This window comes from Providencia sp. PROV209, assembly GCF_028479485.1.
Lineage (GTDB): Bacteria > Pseudomonadota > Gammaproteobacteria > Enterobacterales > Enterobacteriaceae > Providencia > Providencia alcalifaciens.
Window position 1 is genome coordinate 1 of sequence record NZ_JAMPNR010000028.1, and the last position, 24,457, is coordinate 24,457.

General features: G+C 44.5%; 23 protein-coding genes and 1 riboswitch. Of the genes, 16 read left to right on the forward strand and 7 right to left on the reverse strand.

Annotation, left to right across the window (positions count from 1 at the left end):
- The first annotated feature begins 238 nt into the window (after positions 1-238).
- Positions 239-1,828, forward strand: coding sequence for a bifunctional phosphoribosylaminoimidazolecarboxamide formyltransferase/IMP cyclohydrolase (purH, locus tag PR795_RS17600; protein WP_006657074.1), 1,590 nt, complete (start codon positions 239-241; stop codon positions 1,826-1,828).
- 15 nt (positions 1,829-1,843) lie between these two features.
- Entirely contained in the window at positions 1,844-3,130 is a 1,287-nt protein-coding gene (gene purD / locus PR795_RS17605; protein ID WP_006657073.1) for a phosphoribosylamine--glycine ligase, read from the forward strand.
- 243 nt (positions 3,131-3,373) lie between these two features.
- Here purD and PR795_RS17610 read toward each other — a convergent pair whose 3' ends face one another.
- From PR795_RS17610 to nudC, 6 genes are all read right to left on the reverse strand, one after another.
- Positions 3,374-4,057: a DUF1481 domain-containing protein gene (locus PR795_RS17610; protein WP_006657072.1), complete on the reverse strand. Its 684-nt coding sequence runs from the start codon at positions 4,055-4,057 to the stop codon at positions 3,374-3,376.
- A gap of 32 nt (positions 4,058-4,089) precedes the next feature.
- Positions 4,090-4,362 (reverse strand): HU family DNA-binding protein, encoded by a 273-nt coding sequence (locus PR795_RS17615; protein ID WP_006657071.1) that lies wholly within the window; start codon positions 4,360-4,362, stop codon positions 4,090-4,092.
- A 199-nt stretch (positions 4,363-4,561) separates the two neighbouring features.
- The gene (locus PR795_RS17620) at positions 4,562-5,149 is read right to left on the reverse strand and encodes a YjaG family protein (protein ID WP_006657070.1); all 588 of its coding nucleotides are present in this window, start codon (positions 5,147-5,149) and stop codon (positions 4,562-4,564) included.
- A 74-nt stretch (positions 5,150-5,223) separates the two neighbouring features.
- On the reverse strand, positions 5,224-5,895 hold the full coding sequence (gene nfi, locus PR795_RS17625; protein ID WP_154630625.1) for a deoxyribonuclease V: 672 nt from the start codon (positions 5,893-5,895) through the stop codon (positions 5,224-5,226).
- Between the two features lie 136 nt (positions 5,896-6,031).
- Positions 6,032-7,096: a uroporphyrinogen decarboxylase gene (gene hemE / locus PR795_RS17630; protein WP_006657068.1), complete on the reverse strand. Its 1,065-nt coding sequence runs from the start codon at positions 7,094-7,096 to the stop codon at positions 6,032-6,034.
- 88 nt (positions 7,097-7,184) lie between these two features.
- Positions 7,185-7,973 (reverse strand): NAD(+) diphosphatase, encoded by a 789-nt coding sequence (gene nudC, locus PR795_RS17635; protein ID WP_006663007.1) that lies wholly within the window; start codon positions 7,971-7,973, stop codon positions 7,185-7,187.
- Positions 7,974-8,201: 228 nt separating this feature from the next.
- Between nudC and PR795_RS17640 the strand changes: the two genes are divergently transcribed.
- The 14 genes from PR795_RS17640 (at position 8,202) to dcuC (ending at position 22,658) form a co-directional block, all read left to right on the forward strand.
- A complete protein-coding gene (locus tag PR795_RS17640; protein WP_036963429.1) occupies positions 8,202-9,254 on the forward strand; it encodes an ABC transporter substrate-binding protein in 1,053 nt (350 codons plus the stop codon).
- Positions 9,255-9,277: 23 nt separating this feature from the next.
- Positions 9,278-10,096: an alkaline phosphatase family protein gene (locus PR795_RS17645; protein ID WP_036963428.1), complete on the forward strand. Its 819-nt coding sequence runs from the start codon at positions 9,278-9,280 to the stop codon at positions 10,094-10,096.
- Entirely contained in the window at positions 10,096-10,998 is a 903-nt protein-coding gene (locus PR795_RS17650) for an ABC transporter permease (protein ID WP_036963427.1), read from the forward strand. Before PR795_RS17645 ends, PR795_RS17650 begins: the two co-directional genes overlap by 1 nt.
- Positions 10,985-11,800: an ABC transporter permease gene (locus tag PR795_RS17655; RefSeq protein WP_181480521.1), complete on the forward strand. Its 816-nt coding sequence runs from the start codon at positions 10,985-10,987 to the stop codon at positions 11,798-11,800. Before PR795_RS17650 ends, PR795_RS17655 begins: the two co-directional genes overlap by 14 nt.
- Entirely contained in the window at positions 11,797-12,813 is a 1,017-nt protein-coding gene (locus PR795_RS17660) for an ABC transporter ATP-binding protein (protein WP_006657062.1), read from the forward strand. The genes PR795_RS17655 and PR795_RS17660 overlap by 4 nt, the downstream gene beginning before the upstream one ends.
- Before the next feature lie 32 nt (positions 12,814-12,845).
- Positions 12,846-13,523: an HAD family hydrolase gene (locus tag PR795_RS17665; RefSeq protein WP_181480520.1), complete on the forward strand. Its 678-nt coding sequence runs from the start codon at positions 12,846-12,848 to the stop codon at positions 13,521-13,523.
- Positions 13,524-13,750: 227 nt separating this feature from the next.
- Positions 13,751-13,863: riboswitch (TPP riboswitch) on the forward strand.
- A gap of 144 nt (positions 13,864-14,007) precedes the next feature.
- The gene (thiC, locus tag PR795_RS17670) at positions 14,008-15,975 is read left to right on the forward strand and encodes a phosphomethylpyrimidine synthase ThiC (RefSeq protein ID WP_036975958.1); all 1,968 of its coding nucleotides are present in this window, start codon (positions 14,008-14,010) and stop codon (positions 15,973-15,975) included.
- Positions 15,959-16,636 (forward strand): thiamine phosphate synthase, encoded by a 678-nt coding sequence (gene thiE, locus PR795_RS17675; protein ID WP_181480519.1) that lies wholly within the window; start codon positions 15,959-15,961, stop codon positions 16,634-16,636. The genes thiC and thiE overlap by 17 nt, the downstream gene beginning before the upstream one ends.
- Positions 16,626-17,384 (forward strand): HesA/MoeB/ThiF family protein, encoded by a 759-nt coding sequence (locus PR795_RS17680; protein WP_036964974.1) that lies wholly within the window; start codon positions 16,626-16,628, stop codon positions 17,382-17,384. The genes thiE and PR795_RS17680 overlap by 11 nt, the downstream gene beginning before the upstream one ends.
- On the forward strand, positions 17,372-17,572 hold the full coding sequence (thiS, locus tag PR795_RS17685; protein WP_006657057.1) for a sulfur carrier protein ThiS: 201 nt from the start codon (positions 17,372-17,374) through the stop codon (positions 17,570-17,572). Before PR795_RS17680 ends, thiS begins: the two co-directional genes overlap by 13 nt.
- Positions 17,573-17,574: 2 nt before the next feature.
- Positions 17,575-18,342, forward strand: a complete 768-nt coding sequence (locus tag PR795_RS17690; protein WP_006657056.1) for a thiazole synthase — start codon at positions 17,575-17,577, stop codon at positions 18,340-18,342.
- A complete protein-coding gene (gene thiH, locus PR795_RS17695) occupies positions 18,342-19,463 on the forward strand; it encodes a 2-iminoacetate synthase ThiH (protein WP_036963419.1) in 1,122 nt (373 codons plus the stop codon). The genes PR795_RS17690 and thiH overlap by 1 nt, the downstream gene beginning before the upstream one ends.
- A gap of 571 nt (positions 19,464-20,034) precedes the next feature.
- A complete protein-coding gene (gene pepT / locus PR795_RS17700; RefSeq protein ID WP_036963418.1) occupies positions 20,035-21,288 on the forward strand; it encodes a peptidase T in 1,254 nt (417 codons plus the stop codon).
- Complete coding sequence (dcuC, locus tag PR795_RS17705; protein ID WP_006657053.1) at positions 21,285-22,658, forward strand: C4-dicarboxylate transporter DcuC; 1,374 nt, start codon at positions 21,285-21,287, stop codon at positions 22,656-22,658. The genes pepT and dcuC overlap by 4 nt, the downstream gene beginning before the upstream one ends.
- Before the next feature lie 329 nt (positions 22,659-22,987).
- Here dcuC and PR795_RS17710 read toward each other — a convergent pair whose 3' ends face one another.
- On the reverse strand, positions 22,988-23,974 hold the full coding sequence (locus PR795_RS17710; protein WP_006663016.1) for a hypothetical protein: 987 nt from the start codon (positions 23,972-23,974) through the stop codon (positions 22,988-22,990).
- Positions 23,975-24,457 lie beyond the last annotated feature (483 nt).

Here is a 24,457-nt window from a genome sequence, read left to right on the forward strand (position 1 = left end):
GATTTTTTACGGTTTTTAGTTCAACTGCTGCATTCCACAGCAAAACCCCTAGTTATACCCACTTACACACAGATTTATCCACAGACGGAAAAATAGTGAAAAAAGTCCGCGCATTACGCAAACGTTTGCGCTACAATTAGCGCGAAAATTCGGCATTGATTTTATTTTGATGCTCTGAAATTGTAAGTGACTTATATATAGATATTGCTTCTTTATCCAAATCCAAGGGATCTATCTCATGCAACAGCTTCGTCCTATTCGCCGTGCCCTGCTTAGTGTGTCTGATAAAACAGGGGTTGTTGAATTCGCTAAGGCGCTTTCTCACCGTGGTGTTGAACTGCTTTCTACTGGTGGAACCGCTAAATTATTAGCAGAGCAAGGCCTTAAGGTCACTGAAGTTTCAGATTACACAGGTTTTCCTGAAATGATGGATGGACGTGTTAAAACTCTGCACCCGAAAGTGCATGGTGGGATCTTAGGTCGTCGTGGTAAAGATGACGCCATCATGCAGCAACATGACATCGCACCTATTGATATGGTGGTTGTAAACCTTTATCCATTTGCTCAAACCGTCGCAAAACCAAACTGTACATTAGAAGATGCGGTTGAGAATATCGATATTGGTGGTCCAACAATGGTTCGCTCAGCAGCAAAGAACCATAAAGACGTGGCTATCGTAGTTAATAGTAATGACTACAGCAAAATTATCGAAGAGATGGATAACCACGAAAATTCGCTGAACTGGTCAACACGCTTTGACTTAGCCATCAAAGCCTTCGAGCATACCGCCGCTTATGACAGCATGATTGCTAACTATTTTGGCGAACTCGTTGCACCATACTACGGTGATACAACTCAACCATCTGGTCGCTTCCCTCGTACCTTGAATTTAAACTTTATTAAAAAGCAAGATATGCGCTATGGCGAAAACAGCCATCAAGATGCCGCTTTCTATATAGAAGAGAACCCGAAAGAAGCCTCTATTGCGACGGCTAACCAAATTCAAGGTAAAGCACTTTCTTATAATAATATCGCGGATACCGACGCAGCTCTGGAATGTGTTAAGTCGTTCGATGAACCAGCCTGCGTGATCGTTAAACACGCTAACCCTTGTGGCGTTGCCATTGGCGAGAATATTCATGCCGCTTATGATAAAGCATTCAAAACTGACCCAACCTCTGCATTTGGTGGCATCATCGCGTTTAACCGCCAGTTAGATAAAGCAACCGCAGAAGCCATCATTGAACGCCAGTTTGTTGAAGTGATTATTGCGCCTTCAATTGCAGAAGATGCTCTACCTTCTTTATCAACAAAACAAAACGTGCGCGTTTTGGTGTGCGGTGAATGGAGCAAACCTGCTGCCGGTTTGGATTTCAAACGCGTGAATGGTGGTTTATTGGTTCAAGACCGTGACTTAGGTATGGTAGAAGCCGAAGATTTACGCGTTGTGACAACACGTCAGCCAACTGAGCGTGAATTAAAAGACGCACTATTCTGTTGGAAAGTCGCCAAATTCGTGAAATCAAATGCGATTGTTTATTCTAAAAATGACATGACCATCGGGATTGGAGCTGGCCAAATGAGCCGTGTTTACTCCGCAAAAATTGCAGGTATCAAAGCTGCTGACGAAGGTTTAGAAGTTGCAGGCTGTGCTATGGCATCTGATGCATTCTTCCCATTCCGTGATGGTATCGATGCGGCTGCCGCTGTTGGTGTAACTTGCGTTATCCAACCAGGTGGTTCTATTCGTGATGATGAAGTGATTGCCGCAGCAAATGAGCACGGTATCGCCATGATCTTCACTAACATGCGTCATTTCCGTCATTAATTGCTAGGGGTTTCTATGAATATTCTGATTATTGGTGGCGGTGGTCGCGAACACGCTTTGGCATGGAAAGCAGCTCAATCTCCATTAGCAGACAAAGTCTATGTTGCACCGGGTAATGCGGGTACGGCTCTTGAGCCAGCATTGGAAAATGTCGATATCTCAGCAACTGACATTGATGGCTTACTGCAATTTGCCAAAGATAAGCAAGTTGGTTTAACCATCGTGGGTCCCGAAGCTCCCTTAGTGATTGGTGTCGTTGATGCCTTCAAACAAGCAGGTTTAACCATTTTTGGTCCAACCCAAGGTGCTGCGCAATTAGAAGGTTCTAAAGCGTTCACTAAGGATTTTTTAGCCCGTCACAATATCCCAACTGCGGCCTATGAAAACTTTACTGAAATTGAACCCGCTCTGGCATATTTAGATAAAGTTGGTGCTCCAATCGTTATCAAAGCTGACGGTCTTGCTGCTGGTAAAGGTGTAATTGTCGCCATGACGCTGCAAGAAGCTAAAGATGCGGTACATGATATGCTGGCTGGCAACGCGTTCGGTGATGCTGGTCATCGTATTGTTATTGAAGAATTCTTAGATGGTGAAGAAGCCAGCTTTATTGTTATGGTTGACGGTGAAAATGTCATTCCAATGGCAACTAGCCAAGACCATAAACGCGTTGGTGATGGTGACACAGGCTTAAACACGGGTGGCATGGGGGCTTATTCACCCGCTCCCGTCGTCACTGATGAAGTTCACCAGCGTGTGATGGAGCAAGTGATTTATCCAACTGTTAAAGGGATGGATCAAGAAGGTAATCGCTATCAAGGTTTCTTATATGCGGGCTTGATGATTGATAAAGCTGGCAATCCGAAAGTGATCGAATTTAACTGCCGCTTTGGCGACCCTGAAACTCAGCCAATTATGATGCGCTTGCAATCTGATTTAGTCGCTCTGTGTTTAGCGGGTGCTAAAGGTGAACTCGCAGGTAAAGATTCCTTGTGGGATGAACGTCCAGCGCTCGGTGTCGTGATTGCGGCAGGTGGATATCCGGGGGATTATCGCAATGGCGATGTGATTTCGGGTCTACCAACATCAGAAGCTGCTGATAGCAAAGTGTTCCACGCAGGTACCAAGCTAAACCAAGCAGGTGAAGTCGTCACTGCCGGCGGACGTGTTCTGTGTGTCACTGCGTTAGGTAATGACATCGCAAAAGCCCAAGCTAAAGCGTATGAAGTTGCCAAGACTATCAATTGGTCTGGTAGCTTCTATCGCAACGATATCGGCTACCGTGCCATCGCTCGTATTAAGTAATAGAACAAATAATAGAAGCAAATAACCCACAAGCTGATAAGAGGAAACTTTTATCAGCTTTTTGCTTTTGAATTTTTGCTTTTTACTTTTTGCCTTTGACCTTCACCCAGCCAATGGCTCTAAGTCTTTCGAATCACAGCAAAGCTGCAAGAGAGAGAATCTCTAGGAGCATACATGAGTATGTGACTAGAGTGAACGAACGTAGCAATACAGCGGTGGTTCGAAAGACGACGAGCGGTGAGATTAGAGCGAATCTTTAGAAGGCTGCCAGCTGCAAAAATTAGTATCCGCCACCATCAAAAGCTGATTTCCCTCTGGTGACTCTAACCATGCCAGATTCAACTCTTTCGTCCACACTTTTGCTCTGTCATCTAACCATTTCTGGGCATACGGCTCAAACGTCACTTTGCGTTCATCACCGCTGCAAGTGGTAATTTTACCTTGCTTCCAATGTCCTTGGTGTAGCTCTACACCACCGACAATCAACGCAGTATTAATATCCAAGATACGGTCGGCTTCAAAACGCCAACGGTTAATGTCATCGGAAGACAGTGGAGTTTTGATATTGTTTTGCGCGCGCTGCATAAACACAATTTCATTATCTTTACTAAAGCGCAGTTGCTCAGTGATGTTATTGACCCCTTGATTAAGGACCTGGCTGCGAATCTGCCACAATTTGCCATCACGATATTCGAAGAAATTAACTGAGGTATCGGTTCTTTTATAGGGGCTATACACCACCATTAAGACCAACGGCTGACTCTTCGCATCATTCAGTCTCCACATTCGGATTACGCCTTCATCGGCAATAAATCCGCTGGCACTAAACTCAGGGAGTCGAGGCGAATTAGAAGAACAGGCGCTTAGTATTGAGACTGCTCCCAATACCAGCAACCTTTGACGAATAAACAAAAGGGGTAACTTCATACCCCCTCTGGTAATTCTCGTAGACAATGTACTTATTTTACAGCGTCTTTCAGTGCTTTACCGGCAGAGAACGCTGGTACAGTTGTTGCAGGAATTTGGATTTCTGCTTTAGTTTGAGGGTTACGACCGGTACGAGCTGCACGGTGGCTAACTTTAAAAGTACCGAAACCGACCAGTTGTACTGCTTCGCCGCTTTTCAGAGAATCTGAAATTGCGCTCAGAGTTGCTTCTAAAGCTGCTTTAGCTTGAGTTTTAGTCAGATCTGCTGATTCTGCGATAGCATCAACTAATTCAGTCTTGTTCATAAATTATCCTTACACAGTGTGTTTATCGTTTGCAAAGCATCGAGTGCGTCGGATATGCCAGATAGACAGCCCCTGATACACGCCCCCGATAGCCACTTCTTCTCGCCCCTAAATGTAGAACAGAGTAGGGGTAAATGTGAAGTCTTAGTACACAGCATTACTGCTTTAAGTCACGTTTTCACGCATAAAAACGCAAAATTTAGGCAACAGTAATGCCGATATTGCTGACACCCGCTTCACGGAGGTCAGATCTTAATCCTTTAATTAACTCTAAGTCTCGTTCTTCGCAAGCGGCTAATAAGCGGAAAATGTCCCACTGAATGTCCCACTCTTCTTCCACAGCGGGCACGTCTTTTAGCTCTTCATCAGTCATTTCACGCCCTGCTTGGGTCATTTCCAGCATAGCAACAGTACGAATCGATGCTTCACTGACTAAGATTGCGTGTTCAAGGGTTTCACCACTCAATTTAGCGTGGATGAGTTCACCTAAAGCAATACAAGCGTCGATAGCGGGATAAACACCGTACATATCGAAGTCATCGGCGACTGGAATAATTTCTTCTAACTTTTCTAACTGATTGTCGAAATTGACTTTGCTATCTTTGATAACCAAGGTTTCCCAGATTAAATCAAGGATGGCACGATAAACCTTCACATCAGCAAATTCAGTTTGCTGGCAAAACATTTGATAGTTAGGATACATTCTCTCGCACAGACATGCCATGAAGGTCACATGCTGCCAGCTTTCTAGTTTCTCTAACCTCAAATGAATAGGATTTCTTAACATAATTTCTGACTCATCAATCTCAATACTTCGCAGTTTACCTGAAAATCTGCCAATGCCACATATTTTGCTGATAATTAGCCAATTTTCTCATTCATTCGCTTAAAAAATGTTCGATTAGAAGCAATTCCGTCAGCAAATCGGGTCGGTTCCGGTAATCGATACCCCTGAATACACCGTTTTACCCACTCTAACGAGGAAATAAAACTGACTTTGTGACCCGGAGAAACATATAAAGGATTGCACCGTTTTTTACTGCGATAAACCCACCCTAACTGCTCTTGACCCACCTTCAATATTTGGACACTTTCAGGTTCTGCATTGAGCTCAACATCATCACCACATAAACGACTTTTAGCTACCCCTATTGTCGGTACATTGGCAAGTAATCCAAAATGGCAAGCTACACCAAAACGCCGTGGGTGCGCAATACCTTGACCGTCCACCAGCACTAAGTCGGGTTTTTGTTGGATTTTTTCCCATGCTGCCATTAGACCGGGCACTTCGCGAAACGAAAGTAACCCTGGAATATAAGGTAACTGAGTAGGTACCCGAGCTATTTGATACTCAACTAATTGCAGATCAGGCCATGATAACACCACGATCACCGCGCGAGTCACCGTGCCATCTTGCTCAAAACCAACATCCGCACCACCAATAAAATGAGGGGAAACAAATTCATCCTGCAAAATCACTCTTTCGGCTAACTGAATCTGCTGTTTTCGTAGTTGCTGAGTATCAATCACCATCACGGGACCACCGTTAATAAGGATTAATCATAGATGATAATGATGCACTTACAAGATCCAGTAAATGCATCACATATTAAGAGGTTCAGATAGAGGTAGAAAGCTACTCCGCTCTACCTCTATTGTGTCTTAGAAACTACAGATGATACTGACGAGATAAACGATGAACAGCATCCACAAAAGCACCTGCATGTTCAGGCTCAACATCTTGGTGAATACCATGACCTAAGTTGAATACGTGCCCTTCGCCTTGACCAAAACCCGCTAAGATATGCTGGACTTCTTGTTCAATACGCGCAGGCGGCGCATATAACATAGAAGGATCCATATTCCCTTGCAGTGCAACTTGGTCACCTACGCGACGGCGTGCATCTGCAATTTCAGTCGTCCAATCAAGACCTAACGCATCACAACCTGTCGCTGCCATCTCTTCTAGCCACTGACCGCCACCTTTCGTAAACAGTGTGACTGGAACACGACGCCCTTCATTTTCACGGATTAAGCCATCGACAATTTTATGCATATAGCGTAGGGAAAACTCTAAATAATCGCGCTTAGTCAGCACGCCACCCCATGTATCGAAAATCATCAGAGATTGCGCACCTGCCCGCACCTGTGCATTCAAATACAAAATCACGCTATCGGCGAGTTTATCAAGCAGTAAATGAAGCGTATTTGGATCTTCATACATCATCTTTTTAATTTTGGTGAATGCTTTACTGCTACCGCCTTCCACCATATAAGTCGCTAATGTCCACGGGCTACCAGAGAAACCAATCAGAGGTACATCCCCCTTTAACGCTTTACGAATGGCTCGAACGGCGTCCATCACATAACCCAGCTCCATTTCAGGATCAGGAACTGGAATATTTTTGACATCCGCAGCGCTTGCTACTGGTTTCTTAAAACGAGGACCTTCCCCTGCTTCAAAATAGAGCCCAAGCCCCATTGCATCAGGGATAGTTAAAATATCAGAAAAGAGAATTGCGGCGTCTAATGGAAAACGACGTAATGGCTGTAAAGTCACTTCACACGCCAACTCGGTGTTTTTGCATAAAGACATAAAATCACCAGCTTCTGCGCGAGTTGCTTTATATTCTGGTAGGTAACGCCCTGCTTGACGCATCATCCAAACTGGGGTCACATCTACAGGTTGACGTAGCAACGCACGTAGATAGCGGTCATTTTTCAACTCAGTCATTATTTACTCCATTATTATTGTGGCCGCCGCAAATGGCTAAGGCGCCATATTATACCAGCAAAGGGAAACAATATCAGCGCCAGCGCAATTAGTGGTTATCTTCATCAAATTGACGGCATAGCACCACCGTATCTTCAATTAATCGCCGAGCAATTGTGTCACCTGGGGGAATTAACGGTAGGTCGTTATAGTGATACCAATTAGCGCTGACCAACTCTTTGGGGTCCACTTGAATATCCCCACCATCATAGTCTGCTAAAAAGCCCATCATCAGCGAATGAGGGAATGGCCATGGCTGGGAAGAGACATAACGAATATTCCGCACTTTTATATGGCTCTCTTCCATCACTTCGCGAGCCACTGCCTCTTCTAAGGTTTCCCCCACTTCCACAAACCCAGCTAACACCGTGAACAGCGGATTTTGTGAATGGCGACGATGTTGTGCCAGCAAAATATGATCATCACGACGAATACCGACGATAATACAAGGTGCGATTTGCGGGTAGTAACGCTCATGGCAGTGGTCACACAAACATGCCCACTCCGTAGAACTATGACGCATCGCCGTACCGCAATAGCCACAATAGCGGTGTGAGCGATAAAACTCAGCTAATTGTACACCTCGCCCAGCAAGGCGAAATAAGCCTTCATCTTGAGAAGCCACTACGCGAGGGGATGCCATGTCTGATGGCATTTTTTCCGCAATCAACCAAACAACTTCCCCTTGCCATTCGCCAATCGGTGTTGCTAATTTTCCGGTTAATCCAAATTGTTGCGCTGCGCCTCGAGGAATATCGCCTTGCGGTAGCCATAGGCGACCCGCAAAACAGACAAACCACCAGCCACTTTCCGTTCCTGCTAATGTGTGTTTATTCATTATGGTTCTCTATTTCAACACTTTTTATTGCGGTTAAAGATACGCTTGTTTTATAGATTGGCATACAACCGTTTGATTCGTCACTCCCCTTTCATCATTTTGACACTTTTTAGACATTTTAAAGTCACTACGTCTAAAAAGTGTCACACAACCGTCAATTCATTGTCATCTTGAATAATTAGCATGCAAATTAACCAATACGGCGACTCTTATAGAGAGAGAAACAAGATGAAAGCTATCGTACCTGCAATTTTACTGTCACTCAGCGCCTCTCAAATGGCTTTTGCCGCTGACAGTGATTTAACCAAACTTATCGAAGCTGCAAAAAAAGAAGGTCAAGTTTATAGCGTTGGGATGCCTGACACATGGGCAAACTGGAAAGGCACATGGCAAGATTTATCGGCTCAATATGGTTTAAAACATCAAGATACGGACATGAGCTCCGCGCAAGAAATCGCAAAGTTTGCCGCTGAGAAAAATAATGCCACAGCGGATATCGGTGACGTGGGCGCGTCCTTTGGACCAGTTGCCGTACAAAAAGGCGTGACTCAGCCGTACAAACCGACCACTTGGTCACAAGTGCCGGACTGGGCAAAAGATAAAGATGGTCATTGGGCGCTGGCTTATACCGGTACTATCGCGTTCATGATCAATAAAGACTTAGTTAAAGACACACCAAAAAGCTGGGATGACTTACTCAAAGGTAAATATAAAGTTACCGTAGGGGATGTCGGTATTGCCGCACAAGCCAATAATGCGGTTTTAGCGGCGGCATTTGCTCGTGGCGGCGATGAAAATAATCTGAAGCCTGCTATTGAATTTTTCGGTGAGCTCGCCAAACAAAAACGTTTATCTGTGAATGACCCAACCGTTGCCAATATTGAAAAAGGTGAAGTTGAAGTCGGTATTTTATGGGACTTTAATGCCCTGAACTATCGTGACCAAATCAACCGCGACCGATTTATTGTCGTCATCCCATCTGACGGTAGCGTGATCTCCGGTTACACCACCATCATCAACAAATTCGCCAAAAATCCGAATGCTGCAAAATTAGCTCGCGAATTTATTTTTAGTGATAAAGGGCAAATCAATCTTGCAGAAGGTTATGCGCGCCCTATTCGTGCTCAACACCTAACATTGCCAGCAGAAATCCAAGCTAAATTACTTCCAGAAGAACAGTATAAAAATGTTCATCCGATCAAAGATGCCGAAGGTTGGGAAAAGTCATCGCGTAATTTACCGAAAATGTGGCAGCAACAAGTGTTAATTCACCAACAATAATTGCGATTAGGAACCACAGTCTGATGTCTGAAAAAGTCATACTTGTTGTTCTTGACGGTTTAAGTTATTCAGTAGCCCATCAATGTATGGGCTATCTCAATGGTCTTATCAAAGCCGACAGTGCAACACTTTATAAAATGGAGTGTGAACTCCCGTCTATGTCGCGCCCACTGTACGAATGTATTTTGACGGGGATCGCCCCCGTTCAAAGTGGCATCGTCAACAACGATGTGGTGCGACTTTCTCACTTCGAGAGCATCTTTTCACTGGCTCACCAAGCAGGTAAAACCACCGCTGCCGCTGCCTATTATTGGGTCAGTGAATTGTATAACCGCGCACCTTTTGATGCGAATCGCGACCGATTTACCCATGATAAACAGCTTCCTATTCAGCATGGATGCTTTTACCAAGCAGACCATTACCCTGATGACCATCTCTTTATGGACGCTGAATACCTACGTACCCAGCATGACCCCGATTTTTTGCTGATCCACCCGATGAATATTGATGATGCGGGTCATAAATTTGGATTCGATTCTCCGCAATACCGCAACGCCGCCCGTAAAGCAGATATTTATTTATCCCGCTATCTACCAATGTGGATCGCGAAAGGCTACCAAATCATCATCACCAGTGACCACGGGATGAATAATGACCGTAGCCACGGGGGAATCTTACCGGAAGAGTGCACGGTACCGCTGCTAACTATCGGGAATGCCTTTTCTCACCAACCCGATGTGCTCATAGAACAAACCGCGATTTGTGGCACGGTTTGCCAGTTACTTGGTGTACCTTTCTCAAACAAAACTGTCTGTGATGATTTACTGGCAGGAGGTCGCTAATGGCAGATATTCCAGCAAGTGATCACCCCCATCAACACAGGGGAAGCCTAGCGATGTTAAATAAGCCCAATGTGCGTTTTCACTGGCGTGCAGCACTATTAATTGTGCCGTTTATTATCTTATTTTGCCTGTTTCAGATTGCCCCCATGATTTGGGTGTTATTCAACAGTTTTGTCTATGAAGAAGCGTGGTCTTTTGAAAATTACGTTGAAATCTTCACCAACGATTTCTATCTACAAGCGTTTCAAAACACCTTATGGTTATCACTAATTTGTAGTGTTGTTGGTCTGCTTATTGCCTGTGTTACTGCATTCTCTATTTATAAAATGCAGGGCAAAGTGCGCAATTTTATGATTTCGTTTACCACCATGGCGAGCAATTTTAGCGGTGTCCCATTAGCCTTCGCGTTTATCATTATTTTAGGTTTTAACGGCGCAATTACCTTACAGCTTAAAGCGTGGGGATGGATTGATGATTTTAATATCTACAGCGCCAGCGGCTTGATGCTCCTGTATATCTATTTCCAAATCCCGCTGGGAATTTTACTACTTTACCCTGCATTTGATGCCTTAAAACCTGAATGGGAAGATGCGGCTAAGACCATGGGGGCAAGCAAGCTCACTTATTGGCTGAAAGTAGGTATTCCGGTGATTTCCCCTGCCTTGCTAGGCACGTTTATTATCTTAGTGGCCAATGCGGTTGGCGCCTATGCCAGCACTTATGCATTGACCAGTGGAAACTACAACTTAGTGACTATCCGCATTGCCAGTCTTGTCTCTGGCGACCTATTCTTAGAACCCAATATGGCAGCTGCACTGTCCGTTGTTTTGATTGCGATCCTTGGGTTTATCACAGCGATTCACCACTGGCTATTAAAGCGGAGCTACCATGCTAAATCCTAATATTCGTAGCCCAAAAACACCGAGTTTACTGTTTCATAAAATGGTGCTCGGCACTGTTGCCACCATTCTTGCGCTGCCAATTATCGCCACCTTTGTTTACTCCATTTCGAGCTCATGGGGCGCGACGATTATGCCTGATGCCCTTTCCATAAAATGGTATCTGCAACTGTGGCAAGATCCGCGCTTTTTAATGGCATTTGGACGATCGCTCTTGATCTGCTTTGGCACATTACTGATCAGCGTACTGGTCATTTTACCGATGACTTTCGCCGTGTTTTACCGCTTTCCAAAGCTCAAAGGGTTGATGGATTTATTAATCATTCTTCCTTTTGCGATACCGCCCGTTGTCTCTTCCGTCGGCTTACTGCAAATTTTTGCCGATGAGCCATTTATGTTGGTCGGTACGCCGTGGATTCTAATTGGTACTTACTTCACTATCACATTGCCATTTATGTACCGCGCACTCGCCAATAGTTTCCAAGGGATCAACCTGCATGACTTAATGGATGCCGCCCATTTACTCGGCGCCAGCACGTTTAAAGCCTTTTTAATGATAGTGCTCCCAAATATCCGTAAAGGGTTATTGGTGTCTTTGCTAATTTCTTTTTCATTTTTAATGGGCGAATTCGTGTTTGCTAATATTCTAGTGGGAACCCGTTTCGAAACCTTGCAGATCTATCTCTTCAATATGCGCCAAACCAGCGGACACTTTACCTCGGCATTGGTGATGTCCTACTTCCTATTTACGTTGCTGCTCACAGGGTTAGCAGCTCGCTTGAATCGTGCGGGAGACGAACGATGAGCTACGTCATTGCTGAAAATCTAACCAAATCCTTTGGTCAAAATCAGGTATTCTCCGATATCCAATTTACGATTGAAAAAGGCGAATTTATTACCTTACTCGGGCCAAGTGGCTGCGGAAAATCCACCTTACTCCGTTGTATTGCGGGGCTGGAGCAACCCGATAGCGGGGAACTCTATATTAACCGCCAAAATATCACTCACCAGCCCGCTCAACAGCGTGGGGTGGGTATGGTATTTCAAAGCTATGCCTTATTCCCAAACATGACCGTCGCGGAGAATATTGCCTTTGGATTAAAGATGCGAAAAGTGTCTGCGACTGAACGCAACAAAGCGGTTTGCGAAGTGATTGATATGGTTGAGCTACAAGGCAAAGAGAACCAATACCCGCATCAACTTTCGGGAGGTCAGCGCCAACGTGTCGCACTTGCGCGCGCACTGGTGATGAAACCGCAAATTTTGCTTCTCGACGAACCGTTATCGGCGCTTGATGCCCGTATTCGCAAGCACCTGCGCCAACAAATTCGTGAGATCCAGCGCGAACTCGGGCTCACGACCATTTTCGTCACTCACGATCAAGATGAAGCGATGATTATGTCTGACCGCATTTTTTTAATGAATAAAGGCGCAATTATTCAAAGCGATACCGCTGAAAACATCTATACTCAACCTGCCACTGAATTTGTCGCACGCTTTATGGGACATTACAATTTAGTCGATGCCGAGAAAGCCAATGGGATGCTAGGTGTCAATTTACAAGGAACTCTCGCCATTCGCCCAGAATCTATTTATGTTCGTGAAACGGGAAGACAGTATGGTAGCCATATTTCTGCACCTGTAGATGCAGTGATCCTTGACCACCAACTGCTCGGAAATATCATTCGCTACAGCGTCAATACCCCTGCTGGCGATATGACGGTAGATCTTCTTAATCGCTCTTCTGAACGTTTGTTTGAACCGGGCACGCACCTTGAGTTAATGTTTAATAAAAATGAAATTCGAGCGCTAAGTTAATCAGCAATAAGTGAGCCATTGAAAGGAACCTCATGCCAAACCAGTCTACACAAACCAAATTAGCTATTTTTGATTTAGACGATACGCTTATTCGCGGAGACAGCAGCGTGCTGTGGACACAATATTTGTGGGATAAAAAAATCATCACAGACCCGCGTTTCGTCGAAGCCGATAAAGAGATGATGGAACTGTACAACGCCGGCAATTTGGATATGGTGACTTACTTAAAGTCTAATTTGCAGACTCTCGAAGGCATCAAGATAGAGCTAGTCAATGAATGGCTAGAGGATTTTGTTGAGACGATTATCCTTCCACGTGTTTACCCAACGGCCTTAAGTACGATCACATCATACCGATCGCAAGGGATCCCGATCATTGTGATCTCGGCAACCGTGTCGTTTATTGTGAACAAAATCGCTGATCGTCTTGGAGCTGACGTCTCCATGGGAATCGATATTAAGCGTTCAAATGGCTGCTACACGGCCGAAGTTGACGGTATTCCGACCTTTAAAGAAGGTAAAGTTAAGCGTTTAACACAGTGGATCTCCCACCAGCCAATCACCGATGCGTATATTTATTTCTACACCGATTCCGCCAATGACCTACCAATGTGTCATTTCGCCGATGAGACGTTCATCATCAACGGCGACCCGCGCCTTCTCCAAGCCGCCAATGAAAACCACTGGCCACAATATTCGTGGAGTTTGTAAAACCCCTATTTAGCCAACCTAGTTTTAACTTTTAACTCTTAATTTCTAGGTTTTGGATTTTTAGGTTTTTAACTAACTGCCTTTCAAAGGTTCCTCTAAATTATTCGAGTGAGAAGAAGGCGGCAAGCGAGGATATCCCGAGGAGCATACACAAGTATGTGACTCGGGTAGCCGAGAGAAGCCAACGCACTTATCGCTTGAAGAATGACGGGGAAACTCTATACTGAATGCTCTTGTCGGAGTGCCTAGCATGTGCAAACATCAGGCTGAGACCGTTAATTCGGGATCCGCGGAACCTGATCGGGTTAATACCCGCGAAGGGAACAAGAGTAATCTTCTCGCACGATCTTCCCCGCCCTTGGTGGATATTTCGTTGCAATGCCACACCATTACTCCTCCGAACTCCAGACAAGCAACTTTCTTTCGATAAACCCGCTATTGGCGCACTACGCCGTATAGCCTGTGACGATGTCAGGAAATTGCTATGTCCAATAATACGAATAATTCTGTTATACCGAGTACCGATATTTCACCTAAAGCTGCGCCAGCACGTACCCGAAAAGCGCAACGTGATGCCGCGGAAGACTTTATCAATACCATTTCCGGCGTTTCATTCCCTAACTCCGAACGTATTTATCTCCTAGGCTCACGGGACGATATCCAAGTGCCTATGCGCGAAATTCAGCTCTCTCCAACACTCATCGGCGGTGATAAAGAGAATCCCAAATTTGAAGATAATGAAGCCGTTCCTGTGTATGACACTTCAGGTCCTTACGGCGATCCCGCTTCTGAACTCAACGTGCATAAGGGGTTGAAAAAAATCCGTGCGCCGTGGATCCATGAACGCGCCGATACCGTTGCTGTTGAGAATCTCAGCTCGGACTTTACCCAACAGCGCTTAGCGGATGCGGGCTTAGACCACCTGCGTTTTAATAATCGCCCTGCACCGCTGAAAGCCCAAACCGGAAAATGCGTCACTCAGCTACACTATGCGCGCCAAGGCATAGTGACTCCAGAAATGGAATTTATCGCTATTCGTGAAAATATGGGGCGTGAGCGTATTCGCAGCGAAGTATTGCGCCAACAACACCCGGGACAAAGTTTTGGGGCTATTTTACCAGACAATATTACACCTGAGTTTGTACGCCGAGAGGTCGCTGCGGGTCGCGCAATTATCCCTGCCAATATTAACCATCCTGAATCTGAGCCGATGATTATTGGGCGTAATTTCTTAGTGAAAGTTAACGCTAATATCGGTAACTCTTCGGTGACTTCATCTATCGAAGAAGAGGTAGAAAAACTGATTTGGTCCACGCGCTGGGGCGCAGACACTGTTATGGACTTATCGACAGGTCGCTATATACATGAAACCCGCGAGTGGATTTTGCGTAATAGTCCAGTGCCAATCGGCACAGTGCCTATCTATCAAGCTCTGGAAAAAGTGAATGGCGTTGCCGAAAACCTCACTTGGGAAATGTTCCGCGATACGCTGTTAGAACAAGCAGAACAAGGCGTTGATTACTTTACTATCCATGCTGGCGTATTACTGCGCTATGTACCAATGACAGCTAAACGTCTGACGGGCATTGTTTCCCGTGGCGGTTCTATCATGGCGAAATGGTGTTTATCCCACCATCAGGAAAACTTCCTGTATGAACATTTCCGTGAAATTTGCGAAATTTGCGCCGCCTATGATGTTTCACTCTCATTAGGGGATGGGCTGCGTCCGGGGTCTGTACAAGATGCTAACGACGAAGCCCAATTCTCAGAATTACATACCTTAGGCGAACTGACCAAGATCGCATGGGAATACGATGTACAGGTGATGATTGAAGGTCCGGGGCATGTGCCAATGCAAATGATCCGTCGCAATATGACCGAAGAATTAGAGCACTGCCATGAAGCGCCATTCTATACATTAGGTCCTCTAACGACGGATATTGCGCCGGGTTATGATCATTTCACTTCCGGTATTGGTGCCGCCATGATTGGTTGGTTTGGCTGTGCAATGTTGTGCTATGTCACCCCCAAAGAGCACCTTGGTTTACCAAACAAAGAAGACGTCAAACAAGGGCTAATTACCTACAAAATTGCCGCCCATGCAGCTGATTTAGCAAAAGGTCATCCAGGTGCGCAAATTCGTGATAACGCGATGTCCAAAGCGCGTTTTGAGTTCCGTTGGGAAGACCAATTTAATCTTGCCCTCGACCCAGAAACGGCGCGTAAATATCACGATGAAACCCTACCTCAAGCTTCTGGGAAAATAGCTCACTTCTGCTCAATGTGTGGACCAAAATTCTGCTCAATGAAAATTTCCCAAGAAGTTCGTGACTATGCGGCACAAAAAGAAGCGGGAATGGAGCAGATGTCTGAAGCTTTTCGCGCCCACGGAAGTGAGCTCTATCATGGGGCTGAGATTACTGAGGTCGTGAGTGATGAACAAAACGCTTAAATTACCGAAGAGTCCATTTCCACAGACTGAGCATCGCCTTGGTCTGTACCCTGTCGTGGATTCGGTTGAATGGATTGAACGCCTGCTAAATGCAGGTGTTTCCACCTTGCAATTACGAATCAAAGACAAACAAGATAGCGAAGTTCATGAGCAAATTCAGCGCGCGATTGCACTTGGCAAGCAACATAATGCCCGATTATTTATTAATGACTATTGGCGTTTAGCCGTAGAGTTAGGGGCATATGGCGTACATTTGGGACAAGAAGATCTGGACACAACCGACCTTATCGCCATTCATCAAGCGGGGTTACGGCTGGGGATCTCCACCCACGATCCCGATGAGGTCGCGATCGCCAAATCCATTCGTCCATCATATATCGCACTTGGGCATATTTTTCCCACCCAAACCAAGCAGATGCCATCCACACCACAAGGTTTAGAAGCACTAAAACGGATGGTTATCGCGACACCCGAATTTCCGACGGTGGCAATCGGTGGAATTTCTATTGAGCGAGTGCCAGCCGTACTCGACACGGGCGTAGGTAGCATCGCTGTTGTTAGCGCGATAACCCAAGCAGAAGATTGGAAAGCTGCCACTCAAACGCTTCTTGATTTGATTGAACCAGCTTCTCGCTTAAAGGATAACGACCATGCTCAATGATCACGAATTTATGCGTTATAGTCGCCAGTTACTCCTTGAGGACGTCAGCCCTGAAGGGCAACAAAAACTCAAAGATAGTAAAGTGTTGATTGTTGGCTTAGGCGGGCTGGGTTCCCCTGCAAGCCTGTATTTAGCCGGTGCGGGTGTGGGTGAATTATGGATAGCCGATCATGATGATTTGCATATTTCTAACTTACAGCGCCAAGTCCTCTACAATACGCAGGATATTAACCAATCCAAGGCACAGCTAGCCGCTGCCCGCTTAAAGCAGCTCAATCCTCATACCAAAACGCGTATTTTCCAACAGAAATTAGATATTGATAGCTTATTCCCGCTGGTGGAACAGGTGAATCTGGTTCTCGACTGCTGCGATAACATGGCGACTCGCCATGCGGTCAATGCTGCCTGTGTTGCCAGCAATACACCATTAGTCAGCGGCAGCGCTGTGGGTTTTGGCGGACAACTAATGGTACTTGAGCCCCCATTTCAATTTGGTTGTTATGCATGTTTGTATCCCGACCAAGAAGAACCGCAACGCAACTGCCGTACCGCGGGTGTTTTAGGTCCCGTTGTTGGCGTGATGGGTACCTTACAAGCCTTAGAAGCTATCAAATTGCTGGTGGGGTTACCGTCCCCATTAAGTGGAAAATTGCGCCTGTTTGATGGAAAACAGCAGCAATGGAATACCTTGCAACTGACACCGTCAAAACAGTGCCCTGTCTGCCGAGAGGTCACATGCATATCATAATCAATGACCAGCCGATGGAGGTAGAAGGTCCTATTACCCTCCACCAGCTGCTCACTCAGCTCGAACAAAATCCATCAGGCTCTGCACTGGCGATCAATCAAGTCATCATTCCCAAAAGCCAGTGGGAAAGCCATTTTGTTAATGAACAAGACAACATTCTGCTGTTTCAAGCCATCGCAGGGGGTTAATAATGTTAAAAATTGCTGATGTCACATTTCAATCACGTTTATTCACTGGAACCGGTAAATTTGCTACGCCAGCCTTAATGCAACAAGCCATTCAAGCCTCTGGTAGCCAGCTGGTGACCATGGCGATGAAACGCGTCAATTTACGTGGGCAAGATGACGGAATTTTACAACCACTTCAAGAACTTGGCGTTAAGTTACTTCCCAACACATCAGGTGCAAAAAATGCCCAAGAAGCTATCTTCGCCGCGCGTCTTGCCCGTGAAGCACTTGGCACCCATTGGGTTAAATTAGAAATTCATCCCGATATGCGCTATTTGCTTCCTGACCCGGTTGAAACATTGCTAGCTGCAGAGCAGTTAGTCAAAGAAGGCTTTGTGGTATTACCTTATTGCAGTGCTGACCCTGTTTTATGCAAACGGCTAGAAGAAGTGGGTTGTGCAGCAGTGATGCCTCTAGGCGCGCCAATTGGCACCAATAAAGGCTTGGTAACGAAAGAGATGCTCCAGATTATTATCGAGCAAGCTAACGTCCCTGTTGTTGTAGATGCTGGTATTGGTGCACCAAGCCACGCTGCCGAAGCCATAGAAATGGGAGCAGATGCCGTGCTAGTAAATACCGCCATCGCCGTTGCCAAGCAACCTAAGCTAATGGCTCAAGCATTTAAAATGGCGATTGAAGCGGCACAACTCGCACGCCAAAGTGGACTTGCAGCTCAGAAACAACACGCTGAGGCTTCCAGCCCACTAACGCAATTTTTGGAGGCACTGTAATGGACAGAAGTTTCCGTGAACGTTGGGAACAGCTGGATTGGGATGACCTCACATTACGGATTAATGGAAAAACAGCTGCAGATGTAGAACAGGCGCTGCAACGTGATACTTTGACCCTCGATGATTTTATGGCGCTACTTTCGCCCGCAGCGCGACATTATATCGAGCCGATGGCTCAAAAAGCCCAACGCCTTACTCGCCAACGGTTTGGTCATGCGGTCGGTTTTTATGTCCCACTGTACCTTTCCAATCTGTGCGCAAATGACTGCACGTATTGCGGGTTTTCAATGAGTAACCGTATTAAACGCAAAACCCTTGATGAAGCCGAAATCATCAGTGAATGTGAAACCATTCGCCAAATTGGCTTTGACAGTTTGTTGCTGGTAACTGGTGAACACCAAACCAAAGTGGGTATGGACTATTTTCGCCGTTATCTCCCCGTAATTCGTCCTTATTTCAGCTCGTTGATGATGGAAGTTCAACCTTTGGGCACTGAAGAATATCGCGAGCTAAAAACCCTTGGGTTAGATGGGGTCATGGTGTACCAAGAAACCTACCATGAAGCCACTTATCAGCTTCACCATTTGAAAGGTAAAAAGCAGGACTTTCACTGGCGATTAGCCACACCTGAACGTCTTGGACAAGCGGGTGTCGATAAGATTGGATTAGGCGCATTAATCGGACTTTCCAGTAGTTGGCGAACAGATTGCTATATGCTGGCAGAGCATCTGCTGTATATGCAACAACACTATTGGCAAAGCCGATATTCTATTTCATTTCCGCGTTTACGCCCTTGCGCTGGGGGAATTGAACCCGCTTCGTTAATGGGAGATGCCGAGCTAGTTCAGCTGATCTGTGCGTTTCGTTTGCTTGCACCGACGGTAGAGCTTTCTCTCTCTACCCGCGAATCCCCTTATTTTCGTGATCATGTGGTACCACTGGCAATTAACAACGTCAGCGCTGGATCGAAAACGCAACCAGGGGGCTATGCAGATTCAAAAACCGAGTTAGAACAATTTTCACCAAATGATAATCGCAGTGCAGCTCAAGTCGCACATGCCTTAGTTCAGGCTGGATTACAGCCCGTTTGGAAAGACTGGGATGGTTATTTAGGACGTTAATTTATGTTTTATCGATGGGAAATATTTTCCGGAATATTTCCCATCAAATGGAACTCATAGAACGCCATGTTTAATTTTTTAAATTATAATATTAAATCGATCACAAAAACTCGAGTAATAATTAAAAATAGAGATGAAGTTAAAAACCCAATAATATTTAAAATTTATTTTAATAATTTTTTAATATCTAATGACATTACGATAATAATATAACTGAAATTTAATTTTTCATTACCTTCGTTAAATATCAATTTACGTTAAGAAAGATGAATATCTAGCATTAAATATAATTCGCGGTAAGACATCTGAAATAACCAATGTATATCAATTAGATAAATTAAACAATAACACCTTGCTTAGTGTGTGCATATTCTAGTTAAATTAGAAAACATTGCTACTCATATTCATCTTTTTTAATCACTCTGTGTCTTCAATCAAAAAAATAACTGGTCAGATATTTATTTCCTCATAATTCATGATAAAAGAATATAGCAATGAGGGTGCTTTACCTTCGTTGAAAGAACAAAAGTATAAAAATAATGCATCATAATGATGCTGGAGAATGAGAATAATGAATATTGTTGACCGTTTTATTTCTTATACCAAAATTAATACCACCACAAATAGGGAAAAAGGCGCAGCAGGTATCATGCCATCGTCAGAAGGTCAGCGCGTCCTTGCTAAACAGTTAGTTCAAGAATTAGAAGGTTTAGGCTTACAGGATATTAAACTGCGCGATACGGCTATCGTCACAGCAACATTGCCTTCAAATCTTGATTATAAAGTTCCTACTGTCGCCTTCTTTGGTCACCTCGATACCAGTGCAGAGCAGACTAACGACACCAAAGCACAAATTTTGCCTTATAACGGCGAAGATATTTGCATGAATAAAGAGCTCAATATTTACCTCCGTAAAAGTGAGTTTCCTGAATTAGAAAACTATCTCGGCGATGACATTATTGTGACCGATGGAACCAGCTTATTAGGTGCCGATGATAAAGCCGCCATCGCATCAATTATGGATATGCTGCAATACTTTAAACAAAACCCTGATATCAAACATGGTGATATCAAAGTAGGCTTCGTTCCTGATGAAGAGCAAGGTCTACGTGGTGCTAAAGTTTTTGATGTAAAAGAATTTGGTGCAGATTTTGCTTACACATTAGACTGTTGTGGTATTGGCGAGCTCGTGTATGAAAACTGGAACGCGGGCGATGTTGAAATCGTCTTCACAGGTAAATCTGCTCACCCAATGTCTGCAAAGGGTAAGCTGGTGAACTCTCTGCTGATGGCGCAAAAATTTATTGCGATGCTGCCGGGTGGTGAAGCGCCTGAATATACCGAAAATCGCGAAGGCTATTATTGGGTTAAACAGATGTCGGGTAACAGTGCGCGTACCGTTCTGAAAATGGATGTGCGTGACTTTACCGAAGAGGGCTACCGCGCTCGTATGGCATTCCTGAAAAAATTAGCGGATCACTGTGAAGATTTGTGGGGACCAGAGAGCGTCACTTGCACATTGGCAGACCGTTATTCAAACGTCTACAACAGTCTACAAGGTGAAAACCGTTACCCAATCGATATTGCTCACGCAGCTTATGAAGCCTGTGGTATCACACCAAAAGTGATCCCAATGCGTGGTGGCTACGATGGCGCAGCACTTTCACAAAACGGGCTTCCTTGTCCAAATATTTTCACCGGTGCACACAACTTCCACTCCATCTATGAGTACCTACCCGTGAAATCTCTGTATGCCGCCAGTGATGTGCTGAAACAAGTGGTGCAAATCACCGCTGAACGCTTCAAACCAGGAGCTAAAGCATGATCCCAATTCTAACGGTTCTGATTATCGTTGTTTTGGTTGCTCGCTTTATTTTAAAAGGATACAAAGCTGAGCCTGTGCTGTTAATTGCAGGTTTAGTTTTGATGATTTGCACCCTAGCTCTAGGCTGGGGACCTATCCTACCAAAAAGCGTAGCAACCACCGGTATCACTTGGCTTGACCCATTTGAAGTCATGCGCGATCTATTCAGTAGCCGTGCCGCAGATCTTGGTTTGATGATCATGGCTCTGATGGGTTTCGCTCACTATATGGATCATATCGGTGCAAACGAAGCCGTGGTTCGCGTAGCAACTAAGCCACTGAAAAATATGCGTTCTCCTTATGTATTGCTGTTTTTCTCCTTCTTACTAGCGAGTATCTTACAGTTAGCCATTCCGTCGGCAACAGGCTTAGCCGTATTATTAATGGGAACCATGTTCCCAATTATGATCGGTTTGGGTTTATCACCTGCGTCAGCCGCTGGGGTTATCGCTACATCCCTTGGTGTAGCTTATACACCAACTGCGATTGATGCTATTCGTGGTGCAAAAGCTGTCGATATGTCAGTCGTTGAGTATGTCCTTTACTACCAAGGTCCTGCGGCATTAGCGACAGTGCTGGTTGTCGGGATTACCCATATTTTTTGGCAGCGTCATTGTGATCGAAAACAAGGCTTTGTACCTGAAATCGGTAAAGCAGTGCAATCCCATGATAAAGAAACAACCGCAAAATCGGTACCAGGCTACTATGCGATTTTACCGATGCTGCCAATTATCATGGCGGTCGGTTCTTCCAACCTGTTTTTTGAGGGAATTCACCTCGACGTTGTGACCATCGTACTGATTGCTATGGCGATTTGTATGGTATTGGAAACCGTGCGAGTGCGTAACTTCAAGCAAGTGTGTAATGGCTTCCAAACTTTCCTGAATGGGATGGGTCATGCGTTTAGTAACGTCGTAGGGCTGTTAGTCGCTGCAGGTGTATTTGCTCACGGTATTAAAGTCAGTGGAGCAATCGACCAGCTTATTCTAGGCGCTGAATCCGTTGGCTTACCGCCGTTTGCGATGGCGATTGTATTCGCATTAGTCACCTTAGCCGCCGCAATCATTATGGGTTCAGGTAATGCGCCATTCTTAGCATTCGTGGAATTAATTCCACAAATTGCGCATAGTATGGGCGTTAACCCAATTGCGATGATCTTACCAATGCAACAGGCTTCCCATATGGGTCGTGGTATGTCACCTGTATCTGGGGTCATCATTGCCGTATCCAGTGGCGCTAAACTACAGCCATTTGATGTGGTGAAACGAACGGCAGTACCGTTGATGGTCGGCTTTGTCGCTCACTGTGCAATCATTGGGATTTTTTACTAAATCTCGACTGAACTCACGGTAATGTAGTGACATCAACGTATTTAAATAAGGTCCCAATGGTTACCATTGAGGACTTTATTTTTATAAGATAAGAAATCATCAAAACCAGCCCTCGCACAGAGTCATATCATTTATATACTCAGATACTCTCAACTTTACGCTAAATTTTGGGGATAGAATAACTTGTCGCCATTCATTCTGCATATTATCCGTTAATAATAATGTATTGTTACCATCATTGATGCGTAGACCTGGGATTGTAGGTCACCTTAAATTTAAGCTGAGATAGCCACTATTATTTAGGCCTGCAATTCGCAGGCCTTTTGTGTTTAACGTTTACACTGGCAATCTGAATGGTGATGATGGCTATGATGATCATCGTTACCACAACAAGCATCTATTGCCTTGTTCATAATCTCAGCGAGCGTATTTACCGTTCCTAAAATCGTAGGCAACTGGTCACACACATTCGCACACTCTGAACGCCCTGAGCTATCTGGATTTGGAATCGTTGGCGGAATCAAACTGTCGCAGAGAATTTCTTGCAGTACGAGACCGAAGTTAGCAATACCCGTGGTGTATATATAAGAGCGGCCACCGGTTTTATCCGCTAAGCGTGCATACTCTTTGGTCACGCGGTCTCTGTCCGCAAGCGTTGGAAAACGGTCGAGGTTCGTTGGCGCATCATCCGGCGTTCCTTGATAGGTATACACTTTGACATGAGCATGTTGGGCAATTTCAATCGCCTCATTATTTTTGGCAATGGCCGCGCTGGTGAGTCGCCCTCCACCACCTTCCATTCCTTCATCACCTAGGACAAAAATGGCTCGGCGCGCACCATCACGCCAATCAAAGTATTTACTCACATCGATAACTGCACGGCAGAGATCTTCTTTATTCCCTGCATGGTCAATACCATCGGCTTCTTTGAACGGTAAGCGAGCTTGTAAGCTACTTTCGTTGACACCTTTTAAGATAAGGTAATCACTCACCGATTGATCAAACTTCGTACCAGCCCAAACACCTTGAATCCCCAAAAATGTGGCTCTTAAGTGTGATGGGCAATTGGCTGCTGCTTTTTCAATAGCAGCATCAATTTGTTGGCTTAAATCAGCTGACTCATCAGACATTGAACCACTCGTGTCAATGACGACTACTAGGTCTAAAGCAATATCCCCAGTCCCTGTAACAAGCTGAGAAGTTTGATTTACCATAATACTTGGCGCACCAAACGAAGCCATGCCACTGATTGAGCTATTAGAAGCGGTCATTTCATTATCATTTTCAATACTATTATTTTCTGTACTCTTACCCATCTTTATATTCCTGTTAAATTCATAGCATTTAATATATTGGATTTTCATATTTTAATAATATATTTAGATAATACTTTTATGATGTATCTAACTTCCCCCTAAGTAATTTACTCAAGGTCGTCATTATTAATTTAATCGCTTTTTAATTTACATAATAATTAATGTCAAAATACTAATAGAAATTAATCAATCCATTTAAAAATCAATTTATTAACAAATAAAATTAGTAAATCTTTTTGCTAAAAAAAGAAAAAATGAAGAATAACATCATAAAATTATTGAATTTATCATTCATAATAGAAAGTTACGCTATATGGTTCAATAATTGTTAGTGACTAACAAATGAGATGATATTCACTAAGTTAATGTTCACCTATATTACTTCTAAAATTTAATTGGTGTGTTTATTCATTATAAAAATACTTAATTAAAGATATTATTTTATTCATAAATCATTCAAATAATGATGAAGTTAACTTGTTA